Raw genomic sequence first — 18,723 nt, 5'->3', positions numbered from 1 at the left:
CTTTAGCTGTACGTCCATAGATCGCTTCCCTACCGTCGAGAGCATGTCCAGCTCTCTCGCCGCCGCTGCCGCAGGTTTCGGCAGCGGCCTCTCGCTCATCGTCGCCATCGGCGCCCAGAACGCCTTCGTCCTGCGCCAGGGCGTCCGCCGGGACGCGGTCCTCGCGGTCGTCGGTATCTGCGCCCTGTCCGACGCGGCCCTCATCGCGCTCGGCGTCGGCGGGGTGGGCGCGCTGGTGGCGGCCTGGCCGGGCGCGGTGCGGGCGGTCGGTCTGGTCGGCGGCGCCTTCCTGCTCTGCTACGGCGTCCTGGCCGCCCGCCGGGTCCTGCGGCCCGGCACCGGCGGTCTGTGCACCGAGGGCGAGGCGGCCGGTTCTCGGCGGCGGGCCGTGCTCACCTGCCTCGCCATGACCTGGCTGAACCCGCATGTCTACCTGGACACCGTGTTCCTGCTCGGCTCGCTCGCCGCCGACCGGGGCGACCTGCGCTGGACCTTCGGGCTCGGTGCCGCGCTGGCCAGCCTGTGCTGGTTCGCCGCGCTCGGCTTCGGAGCCCGGCTGCTCGGCCGGTACCTCGCCAGGCCGGCCGCGTGGCGGGTGCTGGACGGACTGGTGGCCCTGACCATGATCGGACTCGGTGTGATGCTCGTGGCAGGTTCCTGACGCCCCCAGATCCCGGGGCGGCCGCATCTTGAGACAACCGGTTCGGCGGTCACAGAAGTTGCTGGGATAGTGATCCTGCAATCGAAAGATGTAGCGAGCACCAAGAGGACCAGGACACCAGGAACTCCGTGGACACCAGCGAGAGCGGCACCCAGTCCGGTATACAGCCCCCCGAAGACACCACGGCGCCGCTGCCCCCGCCCCGGCGAGGCTGGCGCCGCTGGGCGATGGACACCCGCCCGCTGGCCGTCCCTGCCTACCGCCGGCTGTGGACCTCGACGATCGTCACCTCGGTCGGCAGCCAGCTCACCGCGGTGGCCGTGCCCAAGCAGATCTACGACATCACCGGGTCCTCGGCCTGGGTCGGCGCCGCGAGCCTCGCCGGACTGCTGCCGCTCATCGTGTTCGCGCTGTGGGGCGGCGCGGTCGCCGACGCCATGGACCGCCGCAAGCTGCTGCTGATCACCAACTGCGGTATCGCCGTCACCTCGCTGCTGTTCTGGCTCCAGGCTGCCGCCGGTCTGGAATCCGTGGCCGCGCTGATGGTCCTGCTCGCCATGCAGCAGGCGTTCTGGGGGCTGAACGCCCCGGCCCGTACCGCCTCCATCGCCCGGCTCGTCCCCGAGGGCCAGCTGCCCGCGGCCAACGCCCTGGGATCGACGGTCATGCAGACCGGGCAGGTGATCGGCCCGCTGCTGGCCGGTGCCCTGATCCCGGTCATCGGCCTGCCCGAGCTGTACCTGATCGACGCGCTGGCGCTGTGCGTGACGGTGTGGGCGGTCTACCGGCTGCCCGCGCTGCCGCCGCTGGCGCGCGCGGCGGCCCGCCGGGCCGGGCTGCGGGAGATCGTGGCGGGGTTCCGCTACATCTCCATGCACAAGGTGCTGCTGCTGTCGTTCCTGGCCGACATCATCGCGATGGTCTTCGGCATGCCCCGCGCCCTGTTCCCGCAGCTGGCCGCCCAGACCTACGGCTCCTACGGCGAGGGGCTGGCGCTCGGCCTGTTGTTCGCGGCGATCCCCGTCGGCGCGGTGCTCGGCGGGCTCTTCTCCGGTACGTTCTCGCGGGCGCGCCGGCACGGCTGGATGGTGATCGGCGCGGTCGTCGGCTGGGGCGCCGCCATCGCCGGGTTCGGGCTCAGCCGCAACCTCTGGGTGGCGGTCGCCTTCCTGGCCGCCGCCGGGGTCGCCGACATGGTCTCGATGGTGTTCCGGGGTGCGATCCTGCTGTCCGCCGCGACCGACGAGATGCGCGGCCGGATGCAGGGTGTGTTCACGGTGGTGGTCGCGGGCGGCCCGCGGCTGGCCGACGTCCTGCACGGCACCATGGGGTCCGTGTTCGGGCCGCGCGCGGCCGTCACGGGCGGCGGGCTGCTGGTCGTGGCCGTGATGCTGGCCCTGGCCGCCGCCGTGCCCGCCCTGCGCCGCTACCGCATCTGACCGCTACGCGGGCCGCCGACCCACGTACGCGTCCAGCAGCTTGCCCCGGGTGACCTCCAGCCGGCTGGCGAGGATCTCGGCGACGGTCCGCACCAGCGACAGCCCCAGCAGCGGATCCTCCACGCACAGCGCCAGCACGGCCGCGGCGTCGTACTCGTAGGCCCGCACCTGGCTGAAGGCCACCGCCCCGAAGTCCCAGGTGTACGGCGGGAACAGCCACGACCAGCCGAGCAGGTCGCCGGCGCCCAGGCTGGCGACGGTGACCCGTTTGTGGGACGTCACCTCCTGGTCCAGGTTGACCGCTCCCGAGCGGATCACCCAGAAGCGGTCCGCGGTGCCGCCTGCCTCGAAGATACGGGTGTCCTCGGGGAAGGAGACCTCCTGAGCCAGTTCCATGAGGCGCTCGCGCTGCGCCTGCGGGAGGGCGGTCAGCAGTTTGATGGCTTTGGTCATGGCGCGGGGCTCCTCGCCGGCGAGGGTACGGGGGCTTTGCCTACGCCCATTTCATCCGCTGCCGCCGCGCCGGGCACCTCGAAGGGGATGAGAATCGCCTGCCCGGAGCCGTCCGGGCGTAAAAAAGCCCTGGCTGGACGGGGGAGGCCAGCCAGGGCCGTCAAGCGGTGGCTCGGGAGGACCTGACGTCGACTCCTCGACCACGTATGGATGAACGCTAAACCATCCAGAGCCATTTCGGGTACCTGGGAACAGGCTACGTGACCCGTTTCACTCAGGGGAAGCCCTTGCTGCCCCCGGATGTGTTTGCCGGCGCCCCGACCGGTGAGCCGAACAAGGAGGGACCCGCGCGAACGGGCCCGTCAGACCAACCGGTCCACCATTCAGGGAGCGAAGGGATGCCCGAGACGTACCGGACCGAATCGACAGTGGTACCGACCGACTCCCGCCGGCCGGCGCTGCGGCCGGCCGACGCCCGCAGAGCGGTCCGCGGCGCGGTCGCCCGGCAGGCCGTGCCGTGCGCCGCCGAGGCGCTGAACGACGCGCTGCTCGTCACCTCGGAACTGACCACCAACGCGATCCTGCACGGCGGCGGGATCACCGGCTTCGCCGTGGATGTCGACGGCTGCGCGGTACGCGTGTCGGTGAGCGACCGCAGCGACGCGATACCGGTGACCGAGCCGGCCCCGGACGGGCGCGACCGCGGCCGGCCCGGCGGCCGGGGCTGGCCCATCGTCTGCCGGCTGGCCCGGGACGTGGAGGTCGCCGGACTGCCCCGCGGGGGCAAGCGGATCACCGCGGTCGTGCCCCTGAACCGAGTCGGGGAACCGAAGTTCTCCTGACGGCGTTTGTGCCCGGAGCGAAGGGGCAGGCGGAGTTTCGTGCTTCGGACCGGAGGCGCGCGCCAGTGGGAGCGGTCATATCGCCCCGGGCCCGCAGAGCGGTCCGGGCGGTGCTCCCGCGGCGACTCTGACACCGCAGTTCGGGTCGAGTCCCGGAACCACGTTCCGGTGATCCCTGGAACCCACAGTTCAGGAGCGAGTCCGCATGCTCACCGACTTGTCGCACAGCCGCCCCAGCACGCCCGGCCAGACCACGCATGCCCCGCCCCGGCGTTCGCACGACGACGCCCCCGACACCGCGCCCCTCTTCACCCGGCTCGCCGCCCTCGGCGACGGCCCGGAGCGGGACGCCCTGCGCGACGAACTGGTGGCCGCCTGGCTGCCCATGGCCCACCGCATCGCCGGCCGTTTTCGCGACCGCGGCGAGTCCGTCGAGGACCTGCGCCAGGTCGCCGCACTCGGCCTGGTCAAGGCCGTGGACCGCTACGACCCCTCGCGCGGTGCCTTCGAGAGCTACGCGGTGCCCACCATCACCGGCGAGGTCAAGCGGCACTTCCGCGACCGGATGTGGGCGCTGCGGGTGCCCCGCCGGGTGCAGGAACTGCGCAACCGGGTGCGGGTGGCCCGCCGCGACCTCACCCAGAACCCCGGCTCCTGCGAACCTTCCGTCGCCGATCTCGCCGCCCACACCGGGCTGACCGAGGACGAGGTCCGCGCCGGCCTGGAGGCCCTGGAGAGCTTCAGCACCCTGTCCCTGGACGCCGAACTCGCCGCCGGCGAGGACGGTTACAGCCTCGCCGACACCCTCGGGGACTCCGACGGCTCCTACGACGTCGTCATCGACCGGGAGGCGGCCAAGGAGGGACTGCGCCGGCTGCCCGAACGGGAGCGGGCCATCCTCTACATGCGCTTCTTCGAGGACATGACGCAGAGCCGGATCGCCGAAAGCCTGGGCATCTCCCAGATGCACGTCTCACGCCTCATCAGCCGCAGCTGCGCCCGCGTCCGGGCCGAGGCCCTCGGCCGGCAGTGACCCCCCGTCAGGCGGTGCGCGCCCGGACCGGCACCTTCAGCGGCCGGGCCAGGCCCGTCACGGCCTCGTCGAGGCGTTGCAGATGCCGCAGCACGCGGTCGGTCACCCGGCCGTAGCGCGGAGCGCGCAGGGTGCCCGGGTGCAGCATCGCCGCGATGCTGGGGCCCGTCTCGATCTCGGCGGCGGGCCGCCGGTCGTCGACCTGGGCGGCGATCGCCTCGATGTTGTGCACGATCCGCTGCCCCGCCCCGCGCAGCCGGGGATCCGCCGCGATCGCCGGATGGTTGGGCAGCAGCTCGGCCGTCGCCGCGAGCGAGCGCGCGTGGTAGGCGCACGTCTCGAGCAGCGCCACCACATAGCGCGCGGTGTCCCGGCGGGACCGCAGCGGGGTGATCGGATGCGTCAACGGCTGGACCGCGGCCCGCAGATCGGCCAGCGCCTGGTCCAGGTCGCGGGCCTTCTCCACCAGGTCGGCCGGCGGCGCCCCACTCAACTGGTCGGCGGCGGCCCGGGTCACGTCGGCCAGCCGGTCCAGCGTCGTGACGAGCAGTTCGTCGGTACGGCGGTCGGTGTGCACCGGCAGCACCACCGCGGCCGCGATCACCCCGCAGACCGCGCCGAGCGCCGTCTCCCCGATCCGCAGCACCAGGACGTCCAGGCTGTAGGTGTTGAGCAGCGTGTACAGCAGGCCCAGCATCGCCGTCACGAAGAACGACATCAGGGTGTACGACAGCGGCGCCGAGTAGAACATCGCGAAGACGAACAGCAGCACCAGCCCGAACGCCGTCCAGGTGTGGTGCCCGACCAGCCCCGCCAGCCCGATGCCGGCCACCACGCCGAGGACCGTGCCCAGCAGCCGCCGGTATCCCTTGACCAGGATCTCGCCGGTGGACGCGGTGTTGAGGAACACGATCCAGCACGTCAGCACCGCCCAGTACCAGCGCTGGGCGGACAGGAACTCGCCGCCCACGATGGCCAGCGACGAGCCGACGGCCACCTGCACCGCCGCCCGCGTGGTGGGCCGGTGCAGCCCGGTGGCCTCCTCGCTCTCGCCTTCCTTCTCCTCGGCGACCTCGATGGCCGCGTCCTCGGCGTCCAGTTCCTCACGGGACCGGGACGTGGCCGGGGTGTCGTCGGACTCGTCCTGCGGCCCGTCCAGCGCGATCCGCAGCCCCATGACCGCCCGGGCGGCTTCGCCGACCCCCCGGAAGACGTCCTGCACCGCGGGGTCGGCGGGCGGCAGGTTCTCCTCCTCGCGGTAGCCGAGGAGCCGGTTGCGCAGCCGGGACAGCGCGGTCCCCGGCTGCGGCCCGGCCGGCCGCAGCACCAGCAGCCGCAGCGCCTCCAGATCCAGCCGCAGCTGGTCCAGCGCCTCGTCCCGGGCCGGCAGCGGGGGCGCCGAGGGCAGGTGGGCGCCGGGCAGATGCAGGGTGAGGGTGTCCGCCCGCCGGGCGCTGCGCGCGGTGAGCAGCATCAGGCCGAGCCGCTCGGCGGCGATCTCGGCGTCCGCGATCCGGCGCTGCACCAGCCGGGCCACCGCCTCGTCGGAGGTGCCGTCCGGGAGCCGCCCCTGGATCAGCAGCGCCGTCTCGTGCAGCCGGGCCGTTCTGACCCGGACCTCCTCCACCGCCTTGTCCAACTCGTCCGGCCCGGCGTCGAGCAACTCCGCCTGAGCGGCCACCAGCTGGGCGAACCGGCCCCGGAAGGCCCGCCGCAGCCGGTCGAGGATGCCCGCCGGTGTCTGCGGCACGAGCACGAAGCGTGCCAGGGCCGCGCTGCCGAAGGCGACCGCGATCACGACGTACAGACCCGGCAGTGCGGGCCCGGTCGCGCGCACGAACAGCGAGGCGAAGTAGATCTGGAAGCCGATCAGCCCCAGCGCCGTGCCCCGGTCGCCGAACCGCCGGCTGTAGACCGCGCAGAAGATGAGCGCCACGAAGAACAGGTCACCGATCACGACCTGCTGGTTGAGCAGCGCCCCCAGGGACATCGAGGCCAGTGCCACCGGCAGCCCCAGGGCGAGCGTGACAGCCTGCTGGGAGCGCCCCTTCTCACGGATCGCGAAGGTGGCGACCATCGCCGTGATGGCCCCCGCCACCAGATGGGACACGTCGAACCGCAGGGCCGCCAGGACGGCGAGCGTGACCGCGATGGCAAGGACCGTCCGCAGGCCGGCGGTGAAGCGGAGCAGCCCGGGGTCGGCCGCCGCGAGCCGTCCCCGCACCTCCGCCCGCACCGACCGCCCCGCTGTGCTCACCTGGCCGCGCTCTGCCTCAGGCCGTGGCTTCGCCGGGGCCCTCGGCACGGGCCCGGACCTGCTCCGGGGTCAGATAGGTGTCCGTGTACTCGAAGTCCTTGAGCCGGGCGGGCTTACGGGACTGGAAGCCGGTACGGACGAAATCGTCGCCGGCCAGCGCGTTCAGCAGCCAGTTGGTCGCCACCCGGGTCTTGGCCACGTTGGTGCGCAGCGCCGACCAGTGGTAGCCGCGGGCCACCGCCTGGGCGGGCAGCCCGCGCAGTTCGATGCCCACCGGCTTGGAGACCGCGTCCTTGCCGCCGAGGTCCACCACGAGCCCCAGGTCCTTGTGCACATACGGATGGAGCGCCTGGCCCCGCAGGGTCGCGATGACGTTGTCGGCGACCACCCTGCCCTGCCGCATGGCGTGCTGCGCGGTCGGCGGGCAGACCGCGCCCGCCTCGTCCTTCGCCTTGTCCGGTACGGCGGCCGCGTCGCCGAGCGCGAACACCCCGTCCTGGCCCGGCAGGGTCATCTCGGCGTCGACCGCGAGCCGCCCCCGGACCGTCTCCGCGCCCAGGGTGGCGATCAGCGGGCTGGCGACCACACCGGCCGTCCAGATCAGGGTGTGGGTGGGCACCACCCGGCCGTCGGTGAAGGTGACCTCCTCGGGGCCCGCCTTCTCGATCGACACCCCGAGGGAGATGTCGATGCCGCGGCGGCTCAGGATCTCCTGGGCGCTGCGGCCGAGCTTGTCGCCCAGCTCCGGCATCAGCTTCGGCGCGATGTCGATCAGGTGCCACTTGATCAGCTTCGGGTCCAGGTTCGGGTAGCGGTGCAGCGCCGCGTGGGTGAGCCGCTGCAGACAGGCGGCGGTCTCGGTGCCCGCGTATCCGCCGCCGACCACCACGAACTGCAGCCGCGCGGCCCGCTCGACCGGGTTGTCGCTGGCGTCGGCCAGGTCGAGCTGGGAGATGACGTGGTCACGGATGTAGGCGGCCTCGGCCAGGGTCTTCATCCCGAAGGCGTGCTCGGTCAGCCCCGGGATGTCGAAGGTGCGGGTGACGCTGCCCGGGGCCAGCACGATGTAGTCGTACCGCTCGTTCACCTGCTGGTCGGTGATGGTGCGGACGACGCACACCTTGGACTTGAGGTCCACGCCGATCGCGCCGCCCGGGATGATCCGGGTGCGGTACTTCTTGCTGCGGCGCAGCGAGACGGCGATCGACTGGGGCGTCAGCACGCCCGAGGCGACCTGTGGCAGCAGCGGCAGATACAGCTGGTAGGAGGTCGGCGACACCAGGGTGACGTCGGCCTCGTCCGGAGCGAGTTTGCGCTCCAGACGGCGTACGCATCCCACTCCGGCGAAGCCTGCGCCCACCACCAGGATCCTGGGTCGTGTCACGGTGTCCATCCCTTTCCGCTGCTCCAGGGGCCCGGGTCACGCCGTTCGCATGCCCTGGAACGCTTGCCTCGCACCAGTTCGATCCCACCGTGCCCGACGCCGTTCCGCCAGCCGGGCGGCGCAGGCAGACGAACGCATGGGCTCCAGCATGCCCCTCGATCAAGAGGAGTAACCGGCTGTCGCACAGATATGCGCCGGACTTCCGTCCGGTACAAGGTCGTCCGCGGCGATCACGTACGCCAGTAGAGTGCCCGCCATGGCGCACACCCAGCCCGGAACGGGCTTCCAGCAGCGGCACATCGACCCCGACCGCGTGGCCCCGCTGGTGGGCGCCCTGGACGTCCAGGACGCCAATCCGGGCGTACGACGCCTGCGCGCCTGGGCCGAGGAGGCGCTGGCGGTACGGCTCGGCGAACGGGTCCTCGACGTCGGCTCCGGCACCGGCTCGCAGACCCGGACGCTGGCCGCCGCCATCGGTCCGGACGGCGTCGCGATCGGTGTCGAGCCCAACCCGAGTCTGCGTGCGGTCGCCGAGGAACGCTCCCCGGGCAGCCGGGCCCGGTTCGTCCACGGCGAGGCGGCCGCGCTGCCCGTCCCCGACGGCTCGATGGACCTGGTGTGGTGCGAGCGGGTGCTCCAGCACCTCCACGACCCCGACCGGGCCGTCGCCGAGATGGCCCGGGTGCTGCGGCCCGGCGGCCGGGTGGCGCTGCTGGACACCGACTGGGGGACCACTCTGCTGCACCCCGGCGACCCGGCGGTCGTGCAGGCGCTCATGGCGGCCGCCCTCAACGGCGCCAACCCCTACTCCGGGCGCCGCCTGGTCGGCCAGCTCAGCGCGGCCGGGTTCGTGGTGGACGACCGCGGCTCGCAGGCCCTGCTCCAGGACCACCGCACGGTCGCCTGGCCGCTGATCCGGATGCTCGGCGAGTCCGCCGTGCGCACCGGCGCCCTGACCGAGGAGCAGCGGGACACCCTGTACGCCGACCTCGCCGAGGCCGCCGAGCAGGGGGCGCTGCACATGTCGGTGACGATGTTCGGGGTGGTCGCACACCGCCCCGACTGAGCGCGCCCGCCGCGCACCGGGGCCGGAACCCGCCGCTCACCACGGCAGGAAGACGTGGATGTCCTTGCCGGTCTCGGTGACGACCACGCTGACCTGGTCGCACAGGGTGTGCAGCAGGTGCCAGCCGACGCCGCCCCCGCCGTGCCGCGGATGGAAGGGGCGCGGCTCGGGCTCGACCCGGCTGGTGTCGTGCATGGTGATGTGCACACCGTCGTACGTGCGTCGCATCCGCAGCTCGAAGGGCCCCGGCGCGTACTGGACGACATTGGCGGCCAGCTCCGTCACCACCAGCAGGATGTCGTCCCAGCACTCGGCGGCGGTGGGCGGCGAGGTACGGGCCAGGTCGGCGAGGTAGCCGTCCGCGGCCAGCCGGGCGCCTGTGACGTTGCGCAGCTCGCCGGGGAAGGAGACCGTGCGTTCGGGGGTCTCCTCCGTGGAGCGTCCGCGGTCGCGCCGTGGCCCGGTCGGCATGTCGTCTCTCCCGGCCCCGGGGGGATCTCAGGGCCGTGCTCACTGTCGGATCTCTCCCCCTCGCGGCGAGTTCCCACTGCCGCACCCGCTAAGCGTGCCGTACTCAGCGGAACACGTCGTCCGAGTCCTCCCAGTCGGCCGGCTCGGCCGTACCGGGCCGGCGTACGGCACGCGAGCGGGCCTGGTACATGGCGTCGATCTCGGCCGCGTAGTGGCGCGCTATGGCGTCCCGGCGCAGCTTCATCGACGGCGTGAGCATGCCGTTGCCCGGCGCGAACGGTTCCTGGATCACTCGGTAGACCCGGATCGACTCGGAGCGGGACACCGCACTGTTGGCGGAGGCGATGGCCCGGGCGATCTCCTCACGCAGCGCGTTCTCCTCGCGCGCCTCCCGCCCGGGCGAGTCGCCCGGCAGCGACAGGGCACCCCGCCAGTGCGCCAGGAAGTCCGGGTCGAGGGTGATCAGCGCACCCACACAGGGCCGGTCGTCGCCGACGACCACCGCCTGGTGCACCAGTGGATGCATCCGCAGCCGCTGCTCCAGCGGGGCCGGGGCCACGCTCTTGCCGCTGCTGGTGATGATGATGTCCTTCTTGCGGCCCGTGATGGTCAGATAGCCCTCGGAGTCGAGCCGCCCGATGTCTCCGGTGGCCAGCCAGCCGCCGCGCAGCGCGGCCCGGGTCGCGTAGTTGTCACCGACGTACCCCTGGAACACCGACGGCCCGCGCACCAGGATCTCGCCGTCGTCGGCGACCTGGATCTGGGTGCCCGGCAGGGCCTGGCCGACGGTGCCGGACTTCTCCCGGCCCAGCGGCTGCATGGTGATCCCGCCGCTGGACTCGGTCAGCCCGTAGCCGTCGTGCACGGGAACGCCGATGCCCTCGTAGAACAGGGTGAGTTCACGGCTGAGCGAGGAGCCGCCGGAGGTGGCCCGCAGCACCCGCCCGCCGAGCGCCGCCCGCAGCTTGCGGTACACCGTCCGCTCGTACAGGGCGTGTTGGAGCCGCAGATCGAAACCCGGACCCGCCCCGGTGCCCAGCCGCCCCCGCTCCTGGGCGGCGGCGAAGTCCCGCGCGGTCTCCGCGGCCCGCTCGAACAGGGTCCCCCGGCCTGTCTGCTGGGCGGTGCGCAGGAACGTCTTGTACAGCTTCTCCAGCACCGACGGCACGGCGTACAGGTAGGTCGGTCTGAAGGTGCCCAGCGCCGACGCCAGCGCGATCTCCGACATCTCCGGCTCGTGGCCCATCATGATCCCGCCGCGCAGACAAAGGACCATCACCATCAGGCCGTACACGTGCGAGAACGGCAAGTAGGCGAGCACGGAAGCCTGTTCGCCGGGACGAGCGGCGGTGTGCCCCCAGCCCGCGAGCAGCGTGTCGCACGGGTAGGCCAGACCACTGTGGCTCAGCGCGCAGCCCAGCGGACGGCCCGAGGTGCCGGAGGTGTAGGTGATCGCCGCCGTGGAGTCCGGCATCACGATCCGGCGCAGCGACTCCACCGTGGTCAGCGGGACGAACACGCCCTGCTGCACCAGGTCGGCCAGCGCCCCGGCGTCCAGCTGCCAGACATGCTTGAGCCCGGGCAGGGCCTCGCACACCGTGCCGACGGTCATCACCGCCAGCTCGTCCTCGACCACCACGGCCACACAGCGGGCGTCCCGCAGGATCCATTCGACCTGGTCCCGGGCGGAGGTCGGATGGATCGGCACCACCTCGGCGCCCACCGACCACAGCGCGAGACAGAACACCGTCCACTCGTAGCGCGTCCGCGCCATCATGGCCACCCGATGACCGGGTGAGATACCCGACGCGATCAGGCCCTTGGCCAAGTCGACCACTTCGTCACGCAGTTCGACCGCAGTGATCTCCTCCCAGCCCGCGGCGGCCGCATCGGGCCGGCGCGCCAGCACCGGCAGGGTCGGGTTCCGGTCCGCCGTCTCGAAGATGCTGTCGGCGAGCCCGCCGGTCAGGGTCGAAGCGGTAGTCGGAGCGAGGGCGTAGTCGCGCATGCGCTGCTCCTGGTTGTACGGAGGGTGACCCCACCGATCGGTACTGTTGTCGACGCGGGTCGAATCTAGCCCAGGGGAGCGCGGCCTGTGTCGGGAATGGTCAACTAGTGTCTCCCCGGTGACCAGAGCTCAGCCCTGGGTACGGCGCACACACTCAACGACGACATCCCGCAGGCTGCCCGTGCTCTCCAGGAACGATCGCTGCTCGCGGGCTCCGGTTCCCCTGTGCACTACCTGTGCGACGGCCTCTTCGACACCGCCGGCGTCACCGCTGGCGGTGAGCGCCTCTTCGGTGTGCAGCAGCAGGGCGCGCACCACCTCGACGGCCGGCCGGGGCCGCATGGTCGCCGGATCGAGCAGTTCCTGTTCCAGGCCGGAGCGGGCGGCCTGCCAGGAGGCCAGCCGGAGCATGCTCACACTGTGGTCGAGCGGCGGCCGGCCGACCCGCCAGTCGCGGGCGGCCGTCTCCACCAGGGCACGGGCCAGGGTGGCGACGAGGACGGTGGTGTCGGCCCGCAGGCACACGTCGGCCACCCGGATCTCCACCGTCGGGTAGTGCACGGCCAGCCGGGCGTCGAAGTACACCATCCCCGTGTCGAGGATGACCCCGCTGGCCACCATGTCCGCGACCCGTCGCCGGTACCCCTCGGCCGAGCCGAACAGCTCGGTCGGCCCCGCCGACGGGCCGCGCGCCCACAGCCGGCTGCGGAAACTGGCATAACCGGAGTCCCGGCCCTGCCAAAAGGGAGAGTTGGCGCTCAGCGCGCGCAGTACCGGAAGCCACGGCCGCAGCCGGTCCAGGACGGCGACGCCCTCCTCGTCGGACTCCACCGACACATGCACATGGCAGCCACACACGAACTGGTCCAGCGTGGCGCTGCCGAACCGCCCGGCCATCCACCGGTACCGCTCGTGCGCGGTGAGCGCGGGCGTGACCGGCAGCGGGCAGGTGGCGAGCGCCGCCACCGCGCAGCCGATCTCCCCGGCGAGCCGGGCCGCCTCCTTGCGGCAGCGCGCGATCTCGGCGCCGAGGTCCGCCATGCGCAGCTGCGGACTGGTGGCCAGCTCCAGCATCTGCCCGAACAGTTCCTTCTGGAAGACGGCCTGTCCGGGATCGTCCAGCGCGGCACGGTCCAGGACGGCCGCCGACCGGGGCATCGGCTCCCCGCTGTCCGGGTGGACCAGCAGAAGTTCTTCCTCCACTCCGACGGTACGCAGCACCGAGGACCGCCCTCCGGCCGGGCCGCGACCTGGCGCGGCGGGGTCTTTCATCCCGAACTGCCCCGGCCCGGCCGCCCGGACACGTGACGGCGTCCCCGGCGCCCTACGGGGCGACGGGCTCCAGCCATACCGTGCCGAGCGGCGGCAGCGTCAGCCGCACAGCGCCCTCGTCGGTCAGCAGCGGCCCCCGGCTGACGACGTCCCCGCCGCCGTACCGCGCGCTGTCGGTGTTGAGGATCTCGCGCCAGACGGCGGCGTTCCCAGGCACGTTCAGCCGGTAGTCGGGACGGACCACGGGGGAGAGGTTGGACACCGCCAGCAGCGGCCGGGCCTCGGCGTCGAACCTCAGGAAGGCGAAGACGTTGTCCTCGGCCGCGTCCCCCACGACCCACTGGAAACCCGCCGGGTCGGTGTCCCGCTGCCACAGGGCGGGGTGCGTGCGGTACACGGAATTGAGATCGCGGACCAGATCCCGGACACCCCGGTGATCGGCCTCGGCGCCGTACTCCGGGTCGAGCAGCCACCAGTCGGGGCCCTGGGCCTCCGACCACTCCGCGCCCTGGGCGAACTCCTGCCCCATGAAGAGCAGCTGTTTGCCGGGATGGGCCCACATGAAGCCCAGATAGGCGCGGTGATTGGCGCGTTGCTGCCACCAGTCGCCGGGCATCTTCGACACCAGGGCCTGCTTCCCGTGCACGACTTCGTCGTGGGAGATGGGCAGCACGTAGTTCTCGCTGTACGCGTACACCATCGAGAAGGTCATCTCGTCGTGGTGGTACTTGCGGTGGACCGGCTCGTGCCGGATGTACTCCAGCGAGTCGTGCATCCAGCCCATGTTCCACTTCAGCCCGAACCCCAGCCCGCCGCTGTCGGTCGGCCGGGTCACCCCGCCCCACGCGGTGGACTCCTCGGCGATGGTCACCACGCCCGGCGCACGCCGGTACACGGTCGCGTTCATCTCCTGGAGGAAAGCCACCGCGTCCAGGTCCTCACGCCCGCCGAACACGTTCGGTGTCCACTGCCCGGAGTCCCGCGAGTAGTCGAGGTAGAGCATCGAGGCGACCGCGTCCACCCGGAGCCCGTCGATGTGGAACTCCTCGCACCAGTACACCGCGTTGGCGACCAGGAAGTTGCGGACCTCCACCCGGCCCAGGTCGAACTCGTAGGTCCCCCAGTCCGGATGCTCGGCCCGCCGCTCGTCCCCGGGCTCGTACAGCGGGTCCCCGTCGAAGCGGGCCAGCGCCCAGTCGTCCTTGGGGAAGTGGGCCGGCACCCAGTCCATGATCACGCCGATCCCGGCCCGGTGCAGGGCGTCGATCAGGTATTTGAAGTCGTCGGGGGTGCCGAGCCGCGAGGTCGGTGCGTAGAAGCCGGTGACCTGGTAGCCCCAGGAGCCGCCGAAGGGGTGCTCGGCGACCGGCATGAACTCGACGTGGGTGAAGCCCAGGTCGTTGACATACGCGGGGAGTTCCTCCGCCAGCTGCCGGTAGGTCGATCCCGGCCGCCAGGACGGCAGATGCACCTCGTACACCGAGAACGGGGCCTCGTGCACCGGTGTGTCGCCCCGGTGCGCCATCCACCGCGCGTCACTCCACTCGTGGCGGGAGACCGCCACGATCGACGCGGTCGCGGGCGGCACCTCGGTACGGCGGGCCATCGGGTCGGCCTTGAGGAACCGGCCGCCGTACCGGGAGGTGATCTCGAACTTGTACCGGGCACCCTCGCCCACACCCGGCAGGAACAGCTCCCACACTCCGGCCGCGCCAAGTGAGCGCATCGGGTACTGCGTGCCGTCCCAGCAGGTGAAGTCCCCGGCCACCCGCACGCCTTGCGCGTTCGGTGCCCACACCGTGAACCGGGTTCCGGTCACCCCCTCGTGGGTCATCGGCTCGGCACCGAGCGCCTTCCACAGCTGCTCGTGCCGTCCCTCACGGATCAGATGCAGGTCGAACTCACCGAGCGCGGGCAGGAAGCGGTACGGATCGTGCACCTCCTGCTCGCCGCCGTCGCCGTCCTCGTACGTGACGAGCAGGGTGTACGACGGGAGTTCGGCGTACGGGAGTACGGCCGCGAAGAACCCGTCGTCCTCGGGTGTCAGGGGGATGCGCGCCCCGTCGACCAGCACGCTCACGGCACGCGCGTGCGGACGCAGCGCGCGGACCAGGGTGCCGCCGTCCACGGGGTGGGCGCCGAGCACGGCGTGCGGATCGTGGTGGGACCCCGAGAGCAGGCGGCCGCGGTCGTCGGCGTCCAGCGGCGGGGCCGTGGGACGGGACGGGCCGGAGGGCTCGGGAAGCGAAGAGTCGCGCAGTGCCATGAGGTCAGCCTCCCCAGCGGGCGAGCCGCTCGATCGCGGCCATCGGAACCGGAAGCCAGGCCGGCCGGTGCCGGGCTTCGTACACCACTTCGTACACCGCGCGGTCCGTCTCGTGGGCGCGCAGCAACGCGTGCTTCTTCCGCGGGTCCCAGCCGGCCCGGGCAGCGTAACCCGCGCAGTAGGCCTCCCGGCAGCGGCGGGCCCACTCCGGGCGCCAGGGGCGGCGCTGCCGGGCCGCGTAGTCGAAGGACCGCAGCATGCCGGCCACGTCCCGCACCGGGGACTGGGTGCTGCGCCGCTCGGCGAGCGGCCGGGACGGCTCGCCCTCGAAGTCGATGACGAACCACTCGCGGCCCGCCCGCAGCACCTGCCCGAGATGCAGATCGCCGTGGATCCGCTGCGTGTGCGGTCCCGCGTCACAGGTGGCGAGCGCGTCGAAGGCGCCCCGCAGCCCCGGCACGTACGGCCGCAGCGCCGGCACCGCGTGCGCGGCCGCTTCCAGCCGTGCCGACATGGCCTCCGCGGTACGCCCGTGTTCGTCGTGGACGGCGGACGGGAAGGCTGCGGCGAGCGCGAGATGCACGTCCGCGGTGGCCCGGCCCAGTTCGTGCGCCTCGGTGGCGAAGTCGTCCCCGGCCGCGAGCGCGCGCAGGGCGAGGGTCCAGCCGTCGGCCGCGTCCGGCAGGAAGGGCTGCAGCACCCCGAGGGTCGCCGGGCTCGGTTCGGTGGTGCGGAACCAGGCCACCGGCGCGGGCACCCGCGCACAGCCCTGCGCGGCCAGCGCCCCGGGCACCTCCAGGTCCGGGTTGATGCCGGGCTGGATCCGCCGGAACACCTTCAGGATGTAGGCATCGCCGTACACCAGCGAGGAGTTGGACTGCTCGGCGGCCAGCAGGCGGGGCGCGAGGCCACCGGGTATCCGGGTCCGCGGGGCGCTCTCGAAACGCAGCGGGCCGACCGTGCCGGGCATCCGCAGCCGGTCAAGGAGCAGTTCGGCCGCACGGGGGTCCTGCAGGGCGTCGTACACTGCGAGTCCGGCCAGCGGGCCCTCCTCGGCGCGGCCGATGTACGCCCGTTCCAGCCGGGGCGTGCGGTGTTCGCGTACGCCGAGCAGGAGCTGGTAGCAGTCACCGGAAGGGGCGCTGTCCCCGCCGGGGGAGTGGTCGGCGTGGACGAGCAGATGCAGACAGCCGGGAAAGAGCTCGGTCAGGGACAGTACGGAGAGATCCGTTACGGGCCGGTCCTTGCCCGCGAACCAGCGCTGCCGGGGCAGCCAGTCGCGCAGCAGCCCGCCGAGCGAGGCCAGCGGCCGGTCGAGGCCGGTGGTCGTCGTGCTCCGGGGGAGGTCAGCGGTCTTCGTCATCGTGACGCGTCCTTTCCTCGGCTCCGCACGCTCAGCGCCGACGGCCGATGCGGGAGGCGACTCGGGAGAGCCGGAACCAGTAGAAGCCGTGCCCCGCGAGGGTGAGCAGATAGGGCAGTTCACCGATGGCGGGGAAGCGCACCCCGCCGATCAGCTCGACCGGATGCCGGCCGTCGTAGACCCGCAGATCGAGTTCGGTGGGCTGGGCGAACCGGGAGAAGTTGTGCACACAGAGGACCAGGTCGTCCTCGTGCTCCCGCAGGAACGCGATCACCGCCGGGTTCGACGACTGCAGCTCCGTGAACGTGCCGAGCCCGAACGCGGGGTTCTGCTTGCGGATCTCGATCATCCGGCGCGTCCAGTGCAGCAGCGAGGACGGGGAGGACATGGACGCCTCGACGTTGGTGACCTGGTAGCCGTAGACGGGGTCCATGATGGTCGGCAGGTAGAGCCGTCCCGGGTCGCAGGTCGAGAAGCCGGCGTTTCGGTCGGGGGTCCACTGCATGGGGGTGCGGACGGCGTCGCGGTCGCCGAGCCAGATGTTGTCGCCCATGCCGATCTCGTCGCCGTAGTAGAGGATCGGCGAGCCGGGCAGGGACAGCAGCAGGGCGGTGAACAGCTCGATCTGGTTGCGGTCGTTGTCGAGGAGGGTGGCGAGCCGCCTGCGGATGCCGATGTTGGCGCGCATCCGCGGGTCTTTCGCGTACTCGGCCCACATGTAGTCGCGTTCCTCGTCGGTGACCATTTCGAGGGTGAGCTCGTCGTGGTTGCGCAGGAAGATGCCCCACTGGCAGCCGGACGGAATCGCCGGGGTCTTCGCGAGGATTTCCGAGACGGGGTAGCGGGACTCCCGGCGGACCGCCATGAAGATGCGGGGCATCACGGGGAAGTGGAACGCCATGTGGCATTCGTCGCCGCCCTTTTCGTAGTCGCCGAAGTAGTCGACGACGTCCTCCGGCCACTGGTTGGCCTCGGCCAGCAGCACGGTGTCCGGATACATCGCGTCGATCTCGCGCCTGACCCGCTTCAGGAACTCGTGGGAGGCCGGCAGGTTCTCGCAGTTGGTGCCCTCTTCCGCGTACAGATACGGCACCGCGTCCAGCCGGAAGCCGTCGATGCCCAGGTCCAGCCAGAACCGCAGCGCGGCCAGGACCTCCTCCTGTACCGCCGGGTTCTCGTAGTTGAGGTCGGGCTGGTGGGAGAAGAAGCGATGGAAGTAGTACTGGCCGCGCACCGGATCGAAGGTCCAGTTGGAGGCCTCGGTGTCGACGAAGATGATCCGCGCGTCCTGGTACTGCTTGTCGTCGTCGGCCCACATGTAGTAGCCGCCGTACGGCCCCTCGGGGTTCTTCCGGGACTCCTGGAACCACGGGTGCTGGTCGCTGGTGTGGTTGACGACGAAGTCGATGATCACGCGCATGCCGCGCTGGTGGGCGGCGTCGACGAACTCCACGAAGTCGGCGAGGTCACCGAACTCGGGGAGGACCGCGGTGTAGTCCGAGACGTCGTAACCGCCGTCCCGCAGCGGGGACTTGAAGAACGGGGGCAGCCAGAGGCAGTCGACGCCCAGCCACTGCAGGTAGTCGAGCTTCGCGGTCAGGCCCTTGAGGTCGCCGATGCCGTCACCGTCGCTGTCCTGGAAGGAACGCACCAGGACCTCGTAGAAGACGGCCCGTTTGAACCACTCCGGGTCCCGGTCCTTGGCAGGCGTGTCCTCGAAGGTGTCCTGGACGGGGTCGTTGACAGTCATGACGCGCTGGGCCCTCCGTTCGCTGGTGTCGGTCGCCCTACCTGGAGCACATGCGCCGGCGCCCGGCCGGGTGTCAGACGTACATAGTTGGTCCTGCCCCACGCGTAGGTCTCACCTGTCAGTTCGTCCCGCACGGACAGGGCGGAGGTGCTGTCCAGGCCGAGTTGCGGCATGTCCAACGAGACCGTGGCCTCCTGGGTGTGGTGGGGATCGAGGTTGACGACCACCAGGACGGTGTCCGCTCCGGCGCGCTTGCTGTACGCGATGACCGAGTCGTTGTCCGTGTGGTGGAAGTGGAGATTGCGCAGCTGCTGGAGCGCGGGGTGCCGGCGCCGGACGGTGTTGAGGCGGGTGACGAGGGGGGCGATGCCCGCTGTCTCGGCGCGGGTCCAGTCGCGGGGTTTGAGCTGGTACTTCTCGGAGTCGAGGTATTCCTCGCCGCCGTCTTTGAGGGGGGT

15 protein-coding genes are annotated in these 18,723 nt (G+C 71.8%); 5 read left to right on the top strand and 10 right to left on the bottom strand.

Features of this window, described 5'->3' with window-relative positions; all coding sequences use genetic code 11:
* The first annotated feature begins 43 nt into the window (after window positions 1–43).
* Together ACFWXC_RS47225 and ACFWXC_RS47220 are read left to right on the top strand one after the other, a co-directional pair.
* Window positions 44–661 carry a LysE/ArgO family amino acid transporter gene (locus ACFWXC_RS47225; RefSeq protein WP_384489449.1) on the top strand — a complete coding sequence of 206 codons (618 nt, stop codon included), beginning with the start codon at window positions 44–46 and terminating at the stop codon, window positions 659–661.
* Between the two features lie 128 nt (window positions 662–789).
* A complete protein-coding gene (locus ACFWXC_RS47220; RefSeq protein ID WP_384489447.1) occupies window positions 790–2,100 on the top strand; it encodes an MFS transporter in 1,311 nt (436 codons plus the stop codon).
* A 3-nt stretch (window positions 2,101–2,103) separates the two neighbouring features.
* Here ACFWXC_RS47220 and ACFWXC_RS47215 read toward each other — a convergent pair whose 3' ends face one another.
* Window positions 2,104–2,553, bottom strand: a complete 450-nt coding sequence (locus ACFWXC_RS47215) for a cyclic nucleotide-binding domain-containing protein (RefSeq protein WP_365802840.1) — start codon at window positions 2,551–2,553, stop codon at window positions 2,104–2,106.
* Window positions 2,554–2,951: 398 nt separating this feature from the next.
* Between ACFWXC_RS47215 and ACFWXC_RS47210 the strand changes: the two genes are divergently transcribed.
* Together ACFWXC_RS47210 and ACFWXC_RS47205 are read left to right on the top strand one after the other, a co-directional pair.
* On the top strand, window positions 2,952–3,395 hold the full coding sequence (locus ACFWXC_RS47210; RefSeq protein ID WP_384489445.1) for an ATP-binding protein: 444 nt from the start codon (window positions 2,952–2,954) through the stop codon (window positions 3,393–3,395).
* Between the two features lie 205 nt (window positions 3,396–3,600).
* Window positions 3,601–4,428, top strand: a complete 828-nt coding sequence (locus tag ACFWXC_RS47205; protein ID WP_384489443.1) for a SigB/SigF/SigG family RNA polymerase sigma factor — start codon at window positions 3,601–3,603, stop codon at window positions 4,426–4,428.
* 7 nt (window positions 4,429–4,435) lie between these two features.
* Here ACFWXC_RS47205 and ACFWXC_RS47200 read toward each other — a convergent pair whose 3' ends face one another.
* Both ACFWXC_RS47200 and ACFWXC_RS47195 read right to left on the bottom strand, forming a co-directional pair.
* Window positions 4,436–6,685, bottom strand: a complete 2,250-nt coding sequence (locus ACFWXC_RS47200) for an FUSC family protein (protein ID WP_384489441.1) — start codon at window positions 6,683–6,685, stop codon at window positions 4,436–4,438.
* Window positions 6,686–6,701: 16 nt separating this feature from the next.
* The gene (locus ACFWXC_RS47195) at window positions 6,702–8,078 is read right to left on the bottom strand and encodes an NAD(P)/FAD-dependent oxidoreductase (protein ID WP_384489439.1); all 1,377 of its coding nucleotides are present in this window, start codon (window positions 8,076–8,078) and stop codon (window positions 6,702–6,704) included.
* A 247-nt stretch (window positions 8,079–8,325) separates the two neighbouring features.
* Between ACFWXC_RS47195 and ACFWXC_RS47190 the strand changes: the two genes are divergently transcribed.
* The gene (locus ACFWXC_RS47190) at window positions 8,326–9,135 is read left to right on the top strand and encodes a methyltransferase domain-containing protein (RefSeq protein WP_384489437.1); all 810 of its coding nucleotides are present in this window, start codon (window positions 8,326–8,328) and stop codon (window positions 9,133–9,135) included.
* A 36-nt stretch (window positions 9,136–9,171) separates the two neighbouring features.
* On the opposite strand, the gene ACFWXC_RS47185 is transcribed toward ACFWXC_RS47190, so the two are convergent.
* The 7 genes from ACFWXC_RS47185 to ACFWXC_RS47155 form a co-directional block, all read right to left on the bottom strand.
* The gene (locus tag ACFWXC_RS47185) at window positions 9,172–9,606 is read right to left on the bottom strand and encodes an ATP-binding protein (RefSeq protein ID WP_384489435.1); all 435 of its coding nucleotides are present in this window, start codon (window positions 9,604–9,606) and stop codon (window positions 9,172–9,174) included.
* Between the two features lie 103 nt (window positions 9,607–9,709).
* Window positions 9,710–11,614, bottom strand: coding sequence for an AMP-dependent synthetase/ligase (locus ACFWXC_RS47180; RefSeq protein WP_384489433.1), 1,905 nt, complete (start codon window positions 11,612–11,614; stop codon window positions 9,710–9,712).
* Between the two features lie 129 nt (window positions 11,615–11,743).
* Complete coding sequence (locus ACFWXC_RS47175) at window positions 11,744–12,832, bottom strand: glutamate--cysteine ligase (protein WP_384489507.1); 1,089 nt, start codon at window positions 12,830–12,832, stop codon at window positions 11,744–11,746.
* A 106-nt stretch (window positions 12,833–12,938) separates the two neighbouring features.
* Window positions 12,939–15,152, bottom strand: a complete 2,214-nt coding sequence (gene glgB / locus ACFWXC_RS47170; RefSeq protein ID WP_384489431.1) for a 1,4-alpha-glucan branching enzyme — start codon at window positions 15,150–15,152, stop codon at window positions 12,939–12,941.
* A gap of 4 nt (window positions 15,153–15,156) precedes the next feature.
* Complete coding sequence (locus ACFWXC_RS47165) at window positions 15,157–16,515, bottom strand: maltokinase (protein ID WP_384489429.1); 1,359 nt, start codon at window positions 16,513–16,515, stop codon at window positions 15,157–15,159.
* A gap of 31 nt (window positions 16,516–16,546) precedes the next feature.
* Entirely contained in the window at window positions 16,547–18,265 is a 1,719-nt protein-coding gene (gene treS, locus ACFWXC_RS47160; RefSeq protein ID WP_384489427.1) for a maltose alpha-D-glucosyltransferase, read from the bottom strand.
* Window positions 18,262–18,723, bottom strand: a 462-nt coding sequence (locus ACFWXC_RS47155; RefSeq protein WP_384489425.1) for an alpha-glucosidase C-terminal domain-containing protein, incomplete at its 5' end; no start/stop codon positions are given. The genes treS and ACFWXC_RS47155, both read right to left, overlap by 4 nt.

Source organism: Streptomyces sp. NPDC058683, from assembly GCF_042716195.1.
Lineage (GTDB): Bacteria > Actinomycetota > Actinomycetes > Streptomycetales > Streptomycetaceae > Streptomyces.
This window is presented reverse-complemented; position numbering and strand designations above follow the sequence as displayed.